Here is a 17,084-nt window from a genome sequence, read left to right on the forward strand (position 1 = left end):
ATAGGAGGTAGAGCATGGGACAGAAAGTAAATCCTCATGGCCTAAGGGTTGGGATCATCAAAGGATGGGACTCCAAGTGGTACGCCGACAAGAAGAGCTTCTCGGACCTGATCGTTGAAGATTATAAAATGAGAAAGTTCCTGAAGAAAAAGCTTTATGCCGCAGGCATTTCCAAGATTGAAATCGAGAGAGCCTCCGAGCGCGTAAAGATCAACATATATACTGCAAAACCCGGCATCGTCATCGGCAGGGGCGGAACCGCCATCGAAGAGCTGCGTGCCGAACTGCAGAAGATGTCTCAAAGCAAAGTGTTCATCAACATTGTGGAAGTGAAAAGACCGGAGAAGGACTCCCAGCTGGTTGCGGAGAACGTGGCCCAGCAGTTGGAGAACCGCGTGTCTTTCAGAAGGGCAATGAAGCAAGTGATGGGACGCAGCATGAAATCCGGCGCCCTGGGAATCAAGGTTGCCTGTTCCGGACGTCTTGGCGGAGCGGAAATCGCCCGTGGCGAAAGCTACAGCGAAGGAACCATCCCCCTGCAGACACTGCGTGCGGACATCGATTATGGATTTGCTGAAGCAAACACCACGTATGGAAAAATCGGTGTGAAAGTTTGGATCTACAATGGTGAAGTTCTTCCTGAAAAAGTTAAGACAGAAGGGAGCGAACAATAAATGTTAATGCCAAAAAGAGTTAAAAGACGCAAGCAGTTCCGTGGAAACATGCGCGGAAAAGCTTTGAGAGGAAATACAATCATGTACGGTGAATTCGGCATCGTGGCCACCGAGCCCTGCTGGATCACGGCCAACCAGATCGAGTCCGCGCGTATCGCGATGACCCGCCATATCAAGCGTGGCGGTAAGGTTTGGATCAAGATTTTCCCCGACAAGCCCGTAACATCCAAGCCTGCCGAGACACGGATGGGTTCCGGTAAGGGATCTCCCGAATACTGGGTAGCGGTTGTCAAGCCCGGCCGGGTCATGTTCGAACTTGCCGGTGTACAAGAAGATGTAGCAAGAGAAGCATTGCGGCTTGCGACACACAAATTGCCTGTAAAATGCAAAATCGTTTCTCGCGCAGAGTTAGAAGGCGGTGATAATTGTGAAAACAACTAAAATGATGGATGAATTGAGAAACAAATCCGCTGCGGAACTTTCCGAAGCATTGGTAGCAGCCAAAAAAGAATTATTCAACCTCAGATTCCAGAATGCGACCAACCAGTTGGACAACACAAGCAGAATTACCGAGGTTCGTAAAAACATAGCCAGGATACAAACAATTATGACTGAACAGCTGAAACCGGCTAAGTAGTCATCTGGAGAGGAGGAAATACCGTGGCTGATAGAAATATGAGAAAAACGCGTGTTGGAATCGTGTCGAGCGACAAGATGGATAAAACGATTGTTGTGAAAATCGTCAACAGTGTGAAGCATCCTCTTTACGGGAAGGTAATCAAGAGAACCTACAAGCTGAAGGCACATGACGAAAACAACGAATGCCAGATCGGCGACAAAGTGAAAGTGATGGAAACCAGACCGTTGTCCAAGGACAAAAGGTGGAGACTCGTAGAAATCATCGAGAAAGTAAAATAGCATAGGGTTTGTTGCGGCTGTGGATCCATGGCTGTGACCGGAAGAAGGAGGCTTAAGCATGATTCAACAGGAATCAAGACTTAGAGTAGCTGACAACACTGGGGCCAAAGAACTTTTGTGTATCCGCGTAATGGGCGGTTCCACGAGAAGATATGCCAACATCGGTGATGTGATTGTCGCTACGGTTAAAGATGCAACACCAGGTGGCGTTGTTAAAAAAGGCGACGTTGTCAAGGCGGTTGTCGTACGTACAGTCAAAGGCGTACGTCGTAAAGACGGCTCATATATCAAATTCGACCAGAATGCCGCTGTCATCATCAAAGACGACAAGACCCCCAAGGGAACAAGGATCTTCGGACCCGTAGCCAGGGAGCTGAGAGAAAAGAAATACATGAAAATCCTGTCTTTAGCACCAGAAGTATTGTAGGAGGTGTAACAAGTGGCAAACATTAAACTGAAAGTCGGCGACAACGTTAGAGTCATCGCCGGTAAAGATAAGAACAAAGAAGGAAAGATCCATTCCATCGACCGCAAGAAGGGAAGAGTGGTAGTGGAGGGTGTCAACATGATCACCAAACACACGAAGCCGAGCCCCTCCAACCAACAGGGTGGAATCGTTCACCAGGAAGCGGCCATCGACGCTTCCAATGTCATGTACCTGCACAAGGGCAAGCCCACAAGGCTCGGCATCAAGGTGACGACAGAAGAAAGAAACGGCGTACAGAAAACCGTCCGTCAAAGAGTCGCCAAATCCACCGGCGAATTGATAGACTAGAAGAGAGGAGGTCAAATCCGTGAGTAGATTGATTGAGACATACAACAAGGAAATCAAGGAAGCCATGATGAAGAAGTTCGAATACAAAAGCATCATGGAAGTTCCCAAAATCGAAAAGATCATCATCAACATGGGCGTGGGCGAAGCAAAAGAGAACCAGAAGGTGCTGGACTTCGCTGTAGGCGACCTGCAGATCATTTCCGGACAGAAGCCCTTGGTGCTGAAGGCAAAGAAATCCGTAGCCGCCTTCAAACTTAGGGAAGGCATGAACATCGGCGCCAAAGTGACGCTGCGCGGAAAAAGGATGTATGAATTCGCAGACCGCCTCATCAACCTGGCGTTGCCCCGTGTGCGCGACTTCAGAGGTGTTAACCCCAACTCCTTCGACGGCAGAGGAAACTATGCCCTTGGAATCAAGGAGCAGATCATTTTCCCGGAAATCGAATACGACAAGATCGACAAAGTCCGCGGCATGGACGTCATCTTCGTCACAACAGCCAAAACCGATGAAGAAGCAAGAGAACTGTTAACACTGTTCGGAATGCCCTTTAGAAAATAAGGAGGTCCACGATGGCAAAAACTGGTATGAAGGTAAAACAACAACGTCCTGCCAAGTTTTCCACACAGGCTTACACGCGTTGCAAGCTCTGCGGAAGACCCCACGGATATTTGAGAAAATACGGAATCTGCAGAATCTGCTTCCGTGAACTCGCATATAAAGGACAAATCCCTGGCGTTAGAAAAGCCAGCTGGTAAGTACAGAGAAGGAAGGAGGCAACACCCATGACAATGAGCGATCCTATTGCAGATATGCTGTCAAGAATCCGCAACGCCAACGTGGCCAAGCATAATTTCGTGAACATCCCCGTTTCCAAGATGAAACTGGCAATCGTGGACATCCTGGTGAATGAAGGCTACATCAAGGGGTACAAGATTGTGGATGAAGGAAACTTTAAAGTGATCCGTGCGGAGCTTAAGTACGGTAAAGATAAGAACGAGAAGGTAATCTCCGGAATCAAGAAGATTTCCAAACCCGGCCTGCGCGTGTACGCAGCCAAGGAAGAACTGCCAAGAGTGCTTGGAGGCCTTGGAACAGCCATCATCTCCACAAACAAAGGTGTCATCACTGACAAGGAAGCCAGAAAGCAAAACATTGGTGGCGAAGTCATCGCGTTCATCTGGTAGATACAAGGTGAAAAAGTAGCTCCGGCTATTACAATGCAACCGTTAGGAGGAAAAGAAATGTCACGGATCGGAAGAAAGCCTGTGGAAGTGCCCGCAGGTGTGGAAATTAAAATCGGCGAAGACAACACCGTCGTTGTCAAAGGCCCCAAAGGAACATTGGAAAGACAACTGCCCAAGGAAATGAAAATCTCTTTGGAAGAGAACCGTTTGGAAGTCGCAAGACCCAACGACCTGAAGAAGATGAGGGCCCTGCACGGATTGACCAGAACTTTGTTGTCCAATATGGTTGAAGGTGTCACCAAAGGTTTCGAGAAGAAGCTGGAAATCAACGGTGTAGGATACAGAGTACAGAAGCAAGGAAAAAAACTTGTATTCTCCCTTGGATATAGCCATCCCGTAGAAATGGAAGATCCTGAAGGAATCGAAACTGTCGTGGAAGGAACCAACGTCATCATCGTCAAAGGCATCAACAAAGAGCGTGTGGGACAGTTCGCGGCGGAAATCAGATTCAAGAGACCGCCAGAGCCTTACAAGGGCAAAGGAATCAAATATGCGAATGAAGTCATCAAACGCAAAGAAGGAAAATCCGGTAAAAAATAGTAAAGGGGTGAATCCAAGATGATTAAAAAAGAAGCAAGAACCAAGGTTCGTGTGAAAAAGCACATGAAGCTCAGGAACAAGATCAGTGGTACGGCAGACAGACCACGCTTGAGTGTATATAGAAGCAACAACCACATCTACGCGCAAGTCATAGACGATGTCAAAGGCCATACTTTGGTTGCAGCCTCCACAATGGAAAAAGCAGTTGCAGAAGCTGTGGCAAAAACAAACGATGTGGAAGCAGCGGCGGCCGTTGGCGCGGCAGTAGCCAAAAAGGCTTTGGAAAAAGGAATCGAAACCGTTGTATTTGACCGTGGAGGATACATCTACCATGGAAAAGTGAAAGCTTTGGCGGATGCTGCCAGAGAAGCTGGACTGAAATTCTAAGACAGGAGGCAAGTAGATGAAACGTACAATCATAGATGCCAGTGCGCTTGAGCTTACTGAAAAGGTCGTCACCATCAGACGTGTTACAAAAGTCGTTAAAGGTGGACGGAACTTCAGATTCGCCGCGATTGTCGTCGTTGGCGACGGCAATGGGCACGTAGGTGCAGGCATGGGAAAAGCTACAGAGATTCCTGAAGCGATCCGCAAAGGAATTGAAGATGCAAAGAAAAAACTGATCCACGTGCCGATCGACAAGAACGGAACCATTCCCCACGACTTCATGGGAAATTTCGGAAGCGCCGTTGTGCTCCTGAAAAAGGCTCCGGACGGAACAGGCGTCATCGCAGGCGGACCTGCCCGTGCAGTGCTTGAGTTGGCAGGGGTCAAGAACATCCGGACAAAGTCCTTGGGATCCAACAACAAGAACAACGTTGTATTGGCAACCATCAATGGACTGGCCGGCTTGAAGACACCTGAACAGGTAGCAAAGCTGCGTGGCAAGTCCGTCAGCGAGATTTTAGGTTAGGAGGGAACCACGATGGCAGGCAAATTGAAAATCACTTTGGTAAGGTCGACAATCGGATCCATTCCTAAGCACAAAAAGACGACGGAAGCGTTGGGGCTGACCAAGCTGAACAAAAGCGTGGAGCAGCAGGACAACGCCGCAATCCGTGGAATGGTAAGAAAAATCAGCCATTTGGTGAAAGTGGAAGAAATATAATCATAGGCGAGGAGGTGTAAGGAAATGAACTTGACAGACTTGAGACCGAATGCTGGCGCAAACGAAGCCGGCTACAGAAAAGGCAGAGGCCATGGATCTGGAAACGGCAAGACAGCAGGCCGTGGACATAAAGGACAAGGAGCCCGTTCCGGAGGCGGAAAAGGCCCCGGATTCGAGGGTGGACAGATGCCCTTGTACAGGCGTCTCCCCAAAAGAGGCTTCACCAACAGGAATTCCAAGGAGATTGTTGGCATCAACCTGCAGGCTTTGGACAGGTTTGAAGACGGCGCCGTAGTGGACGTTATAGCAATGATCCAAAGCGGTCTGGTCAAAAACCCCAAGGATGGCGTGAAAATTCTCGGTTACGGTGAAATCGCCAAAAAATTGACTGTTAAAGCCAATGCTTTCAGCCAGGCAGCCATTGAAAAAATTGAAGCAGCTGGTGGGAAAGCCGAGGTGATCTAGGTGTTCAAAACACTGAGAGATGCTTTTAAGCTGGTGGACCTTCGCAAGAAAATCCTCTATACATTGCTGATGTTTGTCGTCATCCGCTTGGGGGCCCATATCCCCATTCCGGGTGTGGACAGCAAGCAGCTCGTAGATTACTTTGAACAAAGCAACCTGGACCTGCTGGGAATGTTCGACGCATTCTCAGGAGGGGCCTTTCAGAATATGACCCTGTTCGCCATGGGAATCATCCCCTACATCAATGCCTCCATCATCATGAACCTTCTGACCATTGCGATTCCCGCGCTTGAGGAAATGCAAAAGGAAGGGGAGGACGGAAGACGCAAGATAGCGAAAATCACCCGGTATGCCACCGTGGTGCTGGCGCTGATCCAAGCGATCGCCATCTCCATCAGCATCCAGGGGATTTTCACAAACTACAACGCGTCTTCGGTGATAGTGGCCGTCTTGTCCATGACCGCCGGAACGGCGTTCCTGATGTGGATCGGCGAGCAGATCAATGAGAAGGGGATCGGAAACGGCATCTCCCTGATCATCTTCATCAACATCATCTCCAGGATTCCCGCAGGTGCCAATCTGCTGGGAGACCAGGTGCGTCAGGGCAAGTACCTGACCACGGCGGTGCTGCTTCTGGTGTTTCTGGCCATGGTGGTCCTGGTGGTGCTGATCCAACTGGGTGAGCGCAGGATTCCTGTGCAGTATGCGAAAAGGGTGCAGGGCAGGAAGGTCTACGGAGGCCAATCCACCCACATCCCCATGAAGGTGAATATGGCTGGTGTGATTCCGGTTATTTTCGCATCATCCCTGCTGCAGTTCCCTGCAACCATCACCAGCTTCTTTACAGCCTCGCCTACAGGCGCCTGGGGGGCGGTAGTCGGTTTCCTGAACTACTACACATCCCCGGTGGGAGCGGTCATCTATTTTGTGCTGATCATCCTGTTCGCGTATTTCTACACGGCGATCATTTTCAATCCAATTGAAATCGCCAACAACATGAAGAAGAACGGAGGGTTCATTCCAGGAATCCGTCCGGGCAAACCCACAGTGGACTACTTTACGAATATCCTGAATAGAATCGTGTTCATCGGTGCCCTTTTGCTGGGTATCGTGGCCATCGCTCCGATCATTCTCTCGGCGGCGACCAAAGTTTCCATCTCTTTCGGTGGAACCTCCCTGCTGATTGTCGTAGGCGTATGCCTTGACACGATCAAACAGGTGGAAGCGCAGATGGTTATGAGGCATTACAAGGGCTTCTTGAACACATAGACTTCTAAGACGGGAGGCAGGAGTATGAAACTGATCATGCTGGGGGCACCGGGTGCGGGCAAGGGCACCCAGGCAAAAATACTTGCGGAGAAATACAATGTTCCCCATATCTCTACGGGCGACATCTTCAGAGCGAACATCAAAGGCGGTACGGAGCTTGGGAGAAAGGCGAAGACCTACATGGACAAAGGCCTCCTCGTTCCGGATGCTTTGGTAGTGGATCTGGTGGCGGACCGCATCAGGGAAGACGATTGCAAGAACGGATTCATCCTGGATGGATTTCCAAGGACCATTCCCCAGGCGGAAAGCCTGGAAGCGTCGTTGAAGAAGATGGGGGAAGCCATTGATTGTGCGGTGGACATCGATGTGGCAGACGAAACGATCATACGCCGCATGTCGGGAAGACGTGCTTGTGTGAAATGCGGTGCGACCTACCATGTCGAGAACATCCCGCCGAAAGTCGAGAATGTCTGCGACGCATGTGGTGGCAGCCTGACTTTGCGGGAAGACGACAAGCCGGAAACCGTAAAGAAAAGGTTGGCAGTATACCATGAACAGACAAAACCCTTGATCGAGTATTATGACGAAAGAGGACTCCTTACAACCATCGACGGCCGTTTGGAGATAGACCAAATAACCGAAGCCATCATGCAAGCTGTGGGTGCGTAGGATGTCGATTACAATCAAATCGGAACAAGAAATAGAAATCATGCGGCAGGCAGGAAAGATCGTGGCAAGGACGCACTCCTTGCTGGCAGGAATCCTGAAGCCGGGAATGACGACCCTGGAGTTGGACAAGGCGGCGGAGGAGTACATCCGCAGCCAGAACGCCAAGGCGTCCTTCAAAGGCTACAGCGGCTATCCGGCGTCCATCTGTGTGTCCATCAACGACGAGGTGGTCCACGGGATCCCGGGTCTGCGACAGATCCAGGAGGGCGACCTGGTGAGCATCGACATCGGAGCCTATTTTAACGGCTACCATTCCGATGCCGCCAGGAGCTATGTAGTGGGCCAGGGAGACAGCGAAGCTGTGGAACTGGTCCGGGTTGCGGAGGAAAGCTTCTTTGCTGGGATTCGGGCGATCAAACCCGGCGCCCATCTGCACGAGATATCCCATGCAATCCAGAAATATGTGGAAAGCCACGGCTTTTCCGTTGTACGGGACTTGGTTGGCCACGGAATCGGGCGTTCCCTCCATGAGGAGCCCCAGATTCCCAATTACAAGCCAATCGGTCGCGGCCCTAAACTTCAATCAGGCATGGTGTTGGCAATCGAGCCCATGGTCAATGCAGGAAAGTACGAAGTACGCATTTTGGACGATGACTGGACAGTGGTCACCTTGGACGGTACACTGTCGGCGCATTATGAAAATACGGTTTTAGTGACAGAGGACGGCTGCGAGCTGTTGACGGTCGACTAGAATGGAGTGTACGTATGATGGATTTTGAGTTTGGGCAAGTGGTCATATCTAAGGCTGGCCGGGATAAAGGCAAAACCTATATGGTGGATGCGGTCGAAGGCGAGTATCTTTTTCTGGTGGACGGTGAGGCCAGGAGGCTGGACAACCCGAAGAAGAAGAAGATGAAACATGTACAGCCGATGCATATGGTCCTGGAAGGCCTGAAAGCAAAACATGAAAACGAAGAGAAAATTTCAAATGCGGAAATCAGGAATCAATTGTTCGAACTGCAACAAGTACCAAGACAATGATCGGAGGTTCAAACCATGTCTAAGAAAGATGTAATCGAAGTTGAGGGCAGAGTGGTCGAAAAGCTGCCCAACGCCATGTTCCAGGTGGAACTGGAAAATGGACATAAGATCTTGGCGCACATCAGCGGAAAACTCAGGATGCACTATATCCGGATTCTGCCGGGCGACAAGGTAACCATAGAAATGTCACCTTACGACCTTACCAAAGGACGCATCATCTGGCGGGACAAGTAGGCTCGTAAGGTTGGAGCCTGAAAGGAGTGTTAGCGATGAAAGTTAGGGCATCCGTAAAACCGATTTGCGAGAAGTGCCAGGTCATCAAAAGAAAAGGCATCATTCGCGTAATCTGTGAGAACAAGAAGCACAAGCAAAAGCAAGGCTAAGAACCTTAAGGCCGGAGGGTGTCCAGGCGCCCTTCGGCAAAAAGTTCTTGAAACATAGAGCGTAATGTGTTATAATTTTTAATTGTGGTATTATGTAAGCTGTTGTGGCAATGACGGACAATGAATCACCTGGATGCGTTGTAAAGAATTGCCCCAATCCTGTCGTACGGAAACATTGTGAGTTGCATGGATTCCGGTGGGACAGGCAGGCAGGTTGCCATGGTTCCAGGCTTGGATATGTCTTTCACCGCCGTATTCAAGATTGAGAGTTCATGCAGCTTTAACGGTTAACGAAAGTTCATTATTTAGTTGGAGGTGTAAAGATAACATGGCTCGTATTGCTGGTGTTGACTTACCAAGAGAAAAACGTGTAGAAATCGGTTTAACATACATTTATGGCGTAGGAAGGGCAAGCTCCCAAAGAATCCTCCGCGAAGCCGGAATCAATCCTGATACAAGGATCCGGGACCTGACAGACGATGAAGTCGCAAAAATCCGCGAGATCATTGACGCAAGTCAACAGGTTGAAGGGGATTTGAGAAGAGAAATCGCACTGAACATAAAAAGACTGATGGAGATCGGTTGCTACAGAGGGATCCGTCATAGAAAAGGGCTTCCCGTCAGAGGACAGAAGACCAAAACGAACGCGCGCACACGCAAAGGTCCGCGTAGAACTGTAGCTAACAAGAAGAAGTAACCTGTAAGGAGGTTTAGAATCGATGGCAAAGAAAGCGACTGCCAAAAAAGTTGTAGGCAAAAAGCGTGTTAAGAAACACATAGAGCGCGGTCAAGCACATATCAAATCCACATTCAACAACACGATCGTCACATTGACCGACGTGGAAGGCAACGCTTTGTCATGGGCGAGTGCAGGCGGACTTGGATTCAGAGGATCCAGAAAATCCACACCGTACGCGGCGCAAGTGGCAGCGGAAACCGCAGCAAAAGCAGCCATTGTACATGGCCTGAAGACCGTTGAGGTCATGGTGAAAGGTCCCGGCTCCGGCAGGGAAGCAGCCATCAGGGCATTGCAAGCGGCAGGCTTGGACGTAACCAGTATCAAAGACGTGACTCCGGTACCACACAATGGATGTCGCCCACCCAAACGCAGAAGAGTATAATCGGTAGGAGGTGCAGATAATAAATGGCAAGATATAGAGGCGCGGTATGCAGACTTTGTCGTAGGGAAGGCGAAAAGCTGTTTCTGAAAGGGGAAAGATGCTTTACCGGAAAGTGCGCTATGGAGCGCAGACCGTTTGCTCCCGGGCAACATGGAAAGAGCCGCAAGAAAATGTCCGAGTACGGACTGCAGTTGCGTGAGAAGCAGAAGACCAAGAGGATCTACGGGGTATTGGAAACACAGTTCGCCAACTACTTCGATTTGGCGGAGCAGAAAAAAGGGATCGCCGGTGAAAACCTGCTGATCATCCTTGAGTCCCGTTTGGACAATGTGGTCTACAGGGCCGGTCTTGGACGTTCCAGAACGGAAGCAAGACAGGTCGTAAGACACAACCATGTACTGGTCAACGGCAAACGCGTGAACATTCCTTCTTACCGTGTAAGCGCCGGGGATGTGATCGAACTGAAAGAAAAGTCAAGAGGAATCCAGAGGTTCAAGGACATCGTCGAAACGACGGGATCCAGACTTGTACCCGAGTGGTTGCAGGCAGACTTGGAGAACTTCAGCGTGAAAGTGAACGCACTTCCAACGAGAGACCAAATCGATGTTCCTGTTCAGGAAACACTGATTGTCGAGCTGTACTCCAAATAACATTGGATTACAAAAAAAGGAGGGTCTTCCAAGTTGTTTGACTTTGAAAAACCAAAAATTGATATTGTCAAGATATCAGATGATCATAAATATGGACAATTTGTGATTGAACCGTTGGAACGTGGATACGGCACCACACTCGGCAATTCCCTGCGGAGGATCATGCTGTCCTCCCTGCCGGGCGCAGCTGTCAGCAGCGTGAAGATCGAAGGGGTGTTGCATGAATTCAGCACCATCCCAGGAGTGAAGGAAGATGTTGCGGAAATCATCCTCAACGTCAAACACCTTTCCATCAAGAACAACAGCGACAGTCTGGAGCCCAAGGTTGCCTATATCGAATTCGAGGGTGAAGGTACCGTGACCGCCGCCGACATTCAAGCAGACCCGGATATCGAAATCGTCAATCCGGACCAGGTGGTCGCCACGTTGAGCGGTGGTCCTGACAGCAAGCTGTTCATGGAACTCACCATCACCAAAGGCAGGGGCTATGTCGGAGCGGACAAGAACAAAGCTGAAGACCAACCCATTGGCATGATTCCAGTGGATTCCATCTATACACCGGTGGAGCGTGTGAATCTGATCGTGGAAAACACCCGTGTCGGCCAAATCACCGATTACGACAAGCTGACACTGGAAGTTTGGACCAACGGCACACTTTCTCCCGATGAGGCCCTCAGCCTGGCGGCAAGAGTCCTGAATGAACATTTGAACCTGTTCATCGACTTGTCCGAAAGCGCCAAGAATGTGGACATCATGGTGGAAAAGGAAGACAATGAAAAAGAAAAGGTACTGGAAATGAGCATCGATGAGCTGGAACTTTCTGTACGTTCCTACAACTGCTTGAAAAGAGCCGGTATCAACACAGTTGAAGAATTAACAAACAGGACACCCGACGATATGATGAAGGTTCGGAACCTGGGTCGCAAATCCTTGGAAGAGGTGTTGGCAAAGCTCAATGAATTGGGCTTGTCCTTGAGACCGGGAGAAGAATAGTCAATCAAAGGGCCTGCATGGATATCAGGAGGTTAAAATGGCTGGATATAGAAAGCTTGGCAGAACTTCTTCCCAAAGAAAAGCTTTGTTGAGAAACCAAGTGACCAACTTGCTTTATCATGGCAAGATCAGGACCACGGATACGAAAGCAAAAGAAGTTCGCAGAATCGCCGAGAAACTCATTGCCCTTGCAGTGAGGGAAAAGGACAATTTCACTGAAGTGACCGTCACACAGAAGGTCCCCAAGAAGACTTCCGACGGAAAACGTGTCAAAGAAGTTGTGGATGGCAAGAAAGTGACTGTATTCGAGGAAGTGCAGAAGACAGTCAAGAAGGACAACTCCACCAGGTTGCATGCCCGCAGAAAGATGCTGGAAGTGCTGTACCCGGTGAAGGAAGTTCCCGCAGAGAACTCCGGCAAGAAAGCCAACACGAAAAATGTGGACATGGTGGCGAAAATGTTTGACGACATCGCACCCAAGTACACGAACCGCAACGGCGGATACACAAGGATCGTCAAGCTGGGAGCCCGTAAAGGCGACGGCGCCGAAGAAGTCATCATCGAACTTGTATAACACTGAGGGATTAAGACATAGCGCTTAATCCCTTAATTTATAAGGCGGCAAAGGAAAGCGCAAGAAGGAGCGACGGCAATGGAGAAAATGATTGTGGGAGAAGGATTGGTTTTCGAATACCACCAGCACAACGATGCCGGCGAAGTGGAACATATCCATCGGGCCATCGACGGCCTGGACCTGGAGGTAAGGAAAGGCCAGTTCATAGCCATCCTGGGACACAACGGTTCCGGGAAATCCACCTTGGCCAAGCATATCAACGCATTGCTCGTGCCCACGGAGGGCTGGATGCGGGTGAAGGGGATGGACACCAGGGAAGAGGGGAATGTCTGGAAGATCCGGCAGCATGCGGGCATGGTTTTCCAAAATCCGGACAACCAGATCATCGCCACGATCGTGGAGGAAGATGTGGCGTTCGGTCCCGAGAACCTGGGTGTGGAGCCGGAGGAAATCCGGAGGCGGGTGGACCAGTCCCTGGATGCGGTGGAGATGGGGGAGTATGCCACCCATTCCCCCAACAAGCTGTCCGGAGGCCAGAAGCAAAGGGTGGCCATCGCGGGTGTGCTTGCCATGCGGCCGTCCTGCATCATTTTCGACGAACCCACCGCCATGCTGGACCCCTCCGGGCGGAAGGAAGTGCTGGATACGGCCCTCCAGCTGAACAGGAATGAGGGGATCACCGTGATCCTGATCACCCACTACATGGATGAAGCCATCCATGCCGACCGGGTCATCGTCATGGACCAAGGGAAGATCGCTTTTCAAGGGACACCCAAGGAAGTTTTTTCCAGAACGGAGGAGATGAAGGCCATCGGGCTGGATGTCCCCCAAGTCACAGAAATCGCAGGCCGGTTGAAACGGGAGGGCTACGATTTTCCGGTAGACCTGCTGACGATTGAGGAAATGGTGGGGGCGATATGTCGATTGAAATAAGGAACCTGCATTTTACCTATGGGGAAGGGACCCCTTTCCGCAAGGAAGCGCTGAGGAACGTCAACCTGGAAATCCGGACCGGGGAATTCATCGGCCTGATGGGCCATACAGGCTCAGGCAAGTCGACGCTGATCCAGCAGGTCAACGGTCTGCTCAAACCCACCGCAGGGGAAATCCGGATCCACGGCAAGGACATCCACTCCAAGGGGGCCAGCCTCAAGGACATACGCCAGGAAGTCGGCCTGGTCTTCCAGTATCCGGAACACCAGCTCTTTGAGATGAGCGTCTACAAGGATGTGGCCTTCGGGCCTACGAACATGGGGCTCTCCAAAGACGAAATCCACTCCCGGGTGGTGGACGCCCTGGACAGGGTTGGCCTTGGGGAAGACATGCAGGAGGCGTCCCCCTTCGAACTGTCCGGAGGCCAGAAGCGCCGGGTGGCCATCGCGGGGGTGCTTGCCATGCGGCCTAAAATCCTGATCCTGGACGAACCCACCGCGGGTCTGGACCCCAAAGGAAGGGATGAAATCCTGGGAGAAATCGGCAGGATCCACGGGAAAGGGGACATGACCGTCATCCTGGTGTCCCACAGCATGGAGGACATCGCAAACCACGTGGAAAGGATCATCGTCATGGACAAGGGGGAGGTGCGGATGGACGGACCTCCCAAGCAGGTGTTCCAGGAAGTGGAACACCTGGAAGCCATGGGGCTGGGCGTACCCCAGGTCACCTATCTGGCGAAGGCCTTGGAAGCGAAAGGATGCGGGCTGGAGGGGACGGTGACCACAGTGGAAGAGGCGATGGCCGCCATCAGGAGCCTTTTGGGACCGCCTGGGCCGGCAAAAGGAGGTGGGATCCATGATTAGGGACATCACCTTGGGGCAATACTATCCTGCGGAATCCTTCCTGCATTCCATGGACCCCCGTTCGAAAATCGTCCTGACCTTCACCTTCATCCTGTCCCTGTTCCTGGCCAAGGGAGCCCCGGGTTATGGCGTGGCCTTCCTTTTCCTGGTGCTGGCCATCCGGGCCTCCAAGGTGCCTCCCCGGTTCATGCTGAAGGGTCTGAAGGCCGTCTTCATGATCATCCTCCTGACGGTCTTCATCAACCTTTTCCTGACCCCGGGGGGAGCGGTGCTCTTCCAATGGGGTGTCTTCAAGGTGACCCGGACAGGCCTGGAAACGGCCGTATTCATGGCCCTCCGGCTGATTTTCCTGATCGTGGGCTCCTCCATCCTGACCCTCACCACCTCCCCCATCTCCCTGACCGACGGAATCGAGGCATTGCTGAAGCCCTGGGAGAAGGTCAAGGTTCCTGCCCATGAAATCGCCATGATGATGACCATCGCCCTCCGCTTCATCCCCATCCTGCTGGAGGAGACGGACAAGATCATGAAGGCCCAGATGGCCAGGGGGGCCGATTTCGAAAGCGGCGGCCTGGTCAAAAAGGCCCAGAGCCTGATTCCGCTCCTGGTGCCCCTGTTCATCAGTTCCTTTAGAAGGGCCGACGACCTGGCCCTGGCCATGGAGGCCCGATGCTATAGGGGGGGGGAAGGCAGGACAAGGATGAAGCGGCTTTCCTATACCCGGGTGGACGTGGCGGCTGCGCTGGTGGTGGCCGCCTACCTGCTGGCGCTGGGCCTGCTGGCCCGCTGGCTCTGACAGGAGGTGCCCATGGGATTGAAATTGACCGTCGCCTATGACGGGACCCGGTACGCCGGCTGGCAGGTGCAGAAGAACGGCTACACCGTCCAGGAGGCCATGATGCGGGCGGGAAAGAACCTTTTTCCCGGACCCTTCACGATCACGGGAGCCAGCAGGACCGACGCGGGTGTCCATGCCTTGGGCCAGGTGGCCCTCCTGGAGGCGGAAACCTCCATTCCGGCGGAACGGATCCCCTTCGCCTTCAACCGTTTCCTGCCTCCGGACATCGTGGTCCAGCGGGGGGAGCCGGTGGAGGAGGGGTTCCATCCCCGCTACACCCCCCATTTCAAGACATACAGTTACCAGATCCACAATGCCCCGGTGCCCCTCCCTCAAAACCGCAGATACGCCCACCATATGCAGAAAGCGTTGGATGTGGAACGGATGGCGGGTGCGGCGGGGCGTTGGGTGGGAACCCATGATTTCAAGGCATTTTGCTCCGCAAAGGCGAAAAACAAGGAGGATACGGTGCGGACCGTGTATGCCGCAACCGTGAAGAGCCAGGGGAATCTCCTGGAATTTCAGGTGACAGGCAACGGATTCCTCTACAACATGGTCAGGATCATGGCGGGAACCCTTCTGGAGGTGGGGACGGGAGCCATGGCTCCGGAAGCCATGGATGGAATCCTCATTTCCCGGGACAGGGACAAGGCGGGGCCCACAGCCCCGGCCCATGGACTGACTTTGGTGGAAATCGTTTATGCCCCGTATCCCCAGGACAAGGAGTCGAAGGATGAGAGATAGGATGACACGCAAAGCTGCCGCCGTATTGCTGGGACTGCTCCTGCTCCTGCTCGGAGCGGGAGTCCAGGAGGTCCGGGGGGAAGAGGCTTCCGGCCAGTTCCCGGAATTGTACCGGGGGAAGGTGGAGGAGATACTTTCCGATGAAATGGAAACCTACCAGTCTTCCGGAGGGGAGTACCGCCAGCGGGTCCAGAAGGCCAGCGTGCGGATCCTGGACGAACCCTACCGGGAACAGACATTCACCGTGACCAACTACATCGACGAGGCCATGGCCTACAACCTGCAGCTGAACGCAGGGGACGAGGTCTATTGCATCCTCGAGCTGGATGCGGGGGGGAATGTGCTGGAGGCGCTTGTCTACGAGCACCGGCGGGACAAATACCTCTATCTGCTGGGAGGCATCTTCGTCTTGACCATGCTGGGGGTGGGCGGGCGCAAGGGCCTGAAGAGCATGGTCACCCTCGGCATCACCCTGACCGGCGTCTACTACATGCTGGTGGGGATCATCAACGGAGGGGATCCGGTCTTTTTGGCCGTATTCATCAGTGCGGTCGTTACGGTGGCGACCATGTTCCTGATTGCGGGCTTCAACAAGAAGGCGGTGTCTTCCCTGCTGGGGACCCTGTCAGGAACCTTGACGGCAGGGATCCTGGCCCTCTGGATCGGCAGCCTGACCCATATGACGGGGCTCGGAAACACGGAAGCGCAGATGCTTATGATCAGCCAGCACAGCGTCCCCATGGACCTGACCGGCATCCTGTTCGCATCCATCATCATCGGCACCCTGGGTGCCGTCATGGACGTGAGCATTTCCATCTCCTCGGCCATCAACGAGCTGACGGTGGCCAATCCCCTCTACAGCACCACAGACCTGTTCAAATCGGGGATGAACATCGGCAGGGATGTCATGGGCACCATGGCCAACACCCTGATCCTGGCCTATGTGGGCTCCTCCATGTTCCTCCTGCTGGTCTTCATGGTGAACGGCATCCCCTACAGGAACGTCGTCAACATGGACCTGATCGGAACCGAAATCCTGCGGGCCATGGTGGGGACCATCGGCATCATCTTCACCATACCGGCCACGGCCATCATCGCCTCCCTCCTGGAGAAGAAACTGTACACGGGGACGGAGGACAACAAAAAATAATCCTGTCAAGCGTTTTTGAAAATGTCCCGAAAAACTTATAACATAGGCACCAGCTATTGCTGGTGCTTTTTTGGTCTTGGGCGTGATGCAAGGGAGCGGCATTTATTCCACGGACCTGTTTACAGCGA

Annotated in this window: 30 protein-coding genes; all 30 read left to right on the forward strand. The window is 52.3% G+C overall.

The genetic code is table 11. From position 1 onward, the window contains the following. The first annotated feature begins 14 nt into the window (after positions 1-14). Positions 15-674, forward strand: coding sequence for a 30S ribosomal protein S3 (rpsC, locus tag GXN74_RS10235; protein WP_162370843.1), 660 nt, complete (start codon positions 15-17; stop codon positions 672-674). Further along, positions 675-1,115 carry a 50S ribosomal protein L16 gene (gene rplP / locus GXN74_RS10240; protein ID WP_162370844.1) on the forward strand — a complete coding sequence of 147 codons (441 nt, stop codon included), beginning with the start codon at positions 675-677 and terminating at the stop codon, positions 1,113-1,115. It begins immediately after the preceding gene. Then, positions 1,102-1,311 (forward strand): 50S ribosomal protein L29, encoded by a 210-nt coding sequence (gene rpmC, locus GXN74_RS10245; protein WP_162370845.1) that lies wholly within the window; start codon positions 1,102-1,104, stop codon positions 1,309-1,311. Before rplP ends, rpmC begins: the two co-directional genes overlap by 14 nt. A gap of 38 nt (positions 1,312-1,349) precedes the next feature. After that, on the forward strand, positions 1,350-1,592 hold the full coding sequence (gene rpsQ, locus GXN74_RS10250; protein ID WP_162370870.1) for a 30S ribosomal protein S17: 243 nt from the start codon (positions 1,350-1,352) through the stop codon (positions 1,590-1,592). Between the two features lie 58 nt (positions 1,593-1,650). Further along, positions 1,651-2,019, forward strand: a complete 369-nt coding sequence (rplN, locus tag GXN74_RS10255; RefSeq protein WP_162370846.1) for a 50S ribosomal protein L14 — start codon at positions 1,651-1,653, stop codon at positions 2,017-2,019. A gap of 12 nt (positions 2,020-2,031) precedes the next feature. Next, positions 2,032-2,367, forward strand: a complete 336-nt coding sequence (rplX, locus tag GXN74_RS10260) for a 50S ribosomal protein L24 (protein ID WP_343032819.1) — start codon at positions 2,032-2,034, stop codon at positions 2,365-2,367. 19 nt (positions 2,368-2,386) lie between these two features. Further along, positions 2,387-2,926 (forward strand): 50S ribosomal protein L5, encoded by a 540-nt coding sequence (gene rplE, locus GXN74_RS10265; protein ID WP_162370847.1) that lies wholly within the window; start codon positions 2,387-2,389, stop codon positions 2,924-2,926. An 11-nt stretch (positions 2,927-2,937) separates the two neighbouring features. After that, positions 2,938-3,123: a type Z 30S ribosomal protein S14 gene (locus tag GXN74_RS10270; RefSeq protein WP_162370848.1), complete on the forward strand. Its 186-nt coding sequence runs from the start codon at positions 2,938-2,940 to the stop codon at positions 3,121-3,123. 27 nt (positions 3,124-3,150) lie between these two features. Beyond that, positions 3,151-3,552 (forward strand): 30S ribosomal protein S8, encoded by a 402-nt coding sequence (rpsH, locus tag GXN74_RS10275; protein WP_162370849.1) that lies wholly within the window; start codon positions 3,151-3,153, stop codon positions 3,550-3,552. Between the two features lie 57 nt (positions 3,553-3,609). Continuing rightward, positions 3,610-4,152: a 50S ribosomal protein L6 gene (gene rplF, locus GXN74_RS10280; RefSeq protein WP_162370850.1), complete on the forward strand. Its 543-nt coding sequence runs from the start codon at positions 3,610-3,612 to the stop codon at positions 4,150-4,152. A gap of 18 nt (positions 4,153-4,170) precedes the next feature. Beyond that, positions 4,171-4,539, forward strand: a complete 369-nt coding sequence (gene rplR, locus GXN74_RS10285; protein ID WP_162370851.1) for a 50S ribosomal protein L18 — start codon at positions 4,171-4,173, stop codon at positions 4,537-4,539. A gap of 16 nt (positions 4,540-4,555) precedes the next feature. Next, positions 4,556-5,065 (forward strand): 30S ribosomal protein S5, encoded by a 510-nt coding sequence (rpsE, locus tag GXN74_RS10290; protein ID WP_162370852.1) that lies wholly within the window; start codon positions 4,556-4,558, stop codon positions 5,063-5,065. A gap of 12 nt (positions 5,066-5,077) precedes the next feature. Next, positions 5,078-5,260 carry a 50S ribosomal protein L30 gene (gene rpmD, locus GXN74_RS10295; RefSeq protein ID WP_162370853.1) on the forward strand — a complete coding sequence of 61 codons (183 nt, stop codon included), beginning with the start codon at positions 5,078-5,080 and terminating at the stop codon, positions 5,258-5,260. A gap of 24 nt (positions 5,261-5,284) precedes the next feature. After that, positions 5,285-5,725, forward strand: coding sequence for a 50S ribosomal protein L15 (gene rplO / locus GXN74_RS10300; protein ID WP_162370854.1), 441 nt, complete (start codon positions 5,285-5,287; stop codon positions 5,723-5,725). Further along, a complete protein-coding gene (secY, locus tag GXN74_RS10305) occupies positions 5,726-6,994 on the forward strand; it encodes a preprotein translocase subunit SecY (protein ID WP_162370855.1) in 1,269 nt (422 codons plus the stop codon). Positions 6,995-7,018: 24 nt separating this feature from the next. Continuing rightward, positions 7,019-7,663: an adenylate kinase gene (locus tag GXN74_RS10310; protein WP_162370856.1), complete on the forward strand. Its 645-nt coding sequence runs from the start codon at positions 7,019-7,021 to the stop codon at positions 7,661-7,663. Between the two features lies 1 nt (position 7,664). Further along, positions 7,665-8,414 carry a type I methionyl aminopeptidase gene (gene map, locus GXN74_RS10315; protein ID WP_162370857.1) on the forward strand — a complete coding sequence of 250 codons (750 nt, stop codon included), beginning with the start codon at positions 7,665-7,667 and terminating at the stop codon, positions 8,412-8,414. A gap of 14 nt (positions 8,415-8,428) precedes the next feature. Next, the gene (locus GXN74_RS10320) at positions 8,429-8,704 is read left to right on the forward strand and encodes a KOW domain-containing RNA-binding protein (protein ID WP_246208676.1); all 276 of its coding nucleotides are present in this window, start codon (positions 8,429-8,431) and stop codon (positions 8,702-8,704) included. Positions 8,705-8,719: 15 nt separating this feature from the next. Then, complete coding sequence (infA, locus tag GXN74_RS10325) at positions 8,720-8,938, forward strand: translation initiation factor IF-1 (RefSeq protein WP_162370858.1); 219 nt, start codon at positions 8,720-8,722, stop codon at positions 8,936-8,938. 35 nt (positions 8,939-8,973) lie between these two features. Further along, positions 8,974-9,087, forward strand: a complete 114-nt coding sequence (rpmJ, locus tag GXN74_RS10330) for a 50S ribosomal protein L36 (protein ID WP_162370859.1) — start codon at positions 8,974-8,976, stop codon at positions 9,085-9,087. Positions 9,088-9,415: 328 nt separating this feature from the next. Further along, on the forward strand, positions 9,416-9,784 hold the full coding sequence (rpsM, locus tag GXN74_RS10335; RefSeq protein ID WP_162370860.1) for a 30S ribosomal protein S13: 369 nt from the start codon (positions 9,416-9,418) through the stop codon (positions 9,782-9,784). Between the two features lie 22 nt (positions 9,785-9,806). Continuing rightward, positions 9,807-10,208: a 30S ribosomal protein S11 gene (rpsK, locus tag GXN74_RS10340; protein WP_162370861.1), complete on the forward strand. Its 402-nt coding sequence runs from the start codon at positions 9,807-9,809 to the stop codon at positions 10,206-10,208. 23 nt (positions 10,209-10,231) lie between these two features. After that, a complete protein-coding gene (gene rpsD / locus GXN74_RS10345) occupies positions 10,232-10,858 on the forward strand; it encodes a 30S ribosomal protein S4 (RefSeq protein WP_162370862.1) in 627 nt (208 codons plus the stop codon). A gap of 33 nt (positions 10,859-10,891) precedes the next feature. Next, entirely contained in the window at positions 10,892-11,851 is a 960-nt protein-coding gene (locus GXN74_RS10350; RefSeq protein WP_162370863.1) for a DNA-directed RNA polymerase subunit alpha, read from the forward strand. Positions 11,852-11,888: 37 nt separating this feature from the next. Continuing rightward, the gene (locus GXN74_RS10355; protein WP_162370864.1) at positions 11,889-12,425 is read left to right on the forward strand and encodes a bL17 family ribosomal protein; all 537 of its coding nucleotides are present in this window, start codon (positions 11,889-11,891) and stop codon (positions 12,423-12,425) included. A 78-nt stretch (positions 12,426-12,503) separates the two neighbouring features. Next, entirely contained in the window at positions 12,504-13,358 is an 855-nt protein-coding gene (locus GXN74_RS10360) for an energy-coupling factor transporter ATPase (protein ID WP_162370865.1), read from the forward strand. Further along, complete coding sequence (locus GXN74_RS10365; RefSeq protein WP_162370866.1) at positions 13,343-14,224, forward strand: energy-coupling factor transporter ATPase; 882 nt, start codon at positions 13,343-13,345, stop codon at positions 14,222-14,224. The genes GXN74_RS10360 and GXN74_RS10365 overlap by 16 nt, the downstream gene beginning before the upstream one ends. After that, the gene (locus tag GXN74_RS10370) at positions 14,217-15,020 is read left to right on the forward strand and encodes an energy-coupling factor transporter transmembrane component T family protein (protein ID WP_162370867.1); all 804 of its coding nucleotides are present in this window, start codon (positions 14,217-14,219) and stop codon (positions 15,018-15,020) included. Before GXN74_RS10365 ends, GXN74_RS10370 begins: the two co-directional genes overlap by 8 nt. Positions 15,021-15,032: 12 nt before the next feature. Continuing rightward, complete coding sequence (truA, locus tag GXN74_RS10375) at positions 15,033-15,806, forward strand: tRNA pseudouridine(38-40) synthase TruA (protein ID WP_162370868.1); 774 nt, start codon at positions 15,033-15,035, stop codon at positions 15,804-15,806. Continuing rightward, a complete protein-coding gene (locus GXN74_RS10380) occupies positions 15,796-16,956 on the forward strand; it encodes a YibE/F family protein (RefSeq protein ID WP_162370869.1) in 1,161 nt (386 codons plus the stop codon). Before truA ends, GXN74_RS10380 begins: the two co-directional genes overlap by 11 nt. The last annotated feature ends 128 nt before the right edge of the window (positions 16,957-17,084 follow it).

It is taken from the genome of Anaerotalea alkaliphila (assembly GCF_010179735.1).
Lineage (GTDB): Bacteria > Bacillota > Clostridia > Lachnospirales > Vallitaleaceae > Anaerotalea > Anaerotalea alkaliphila.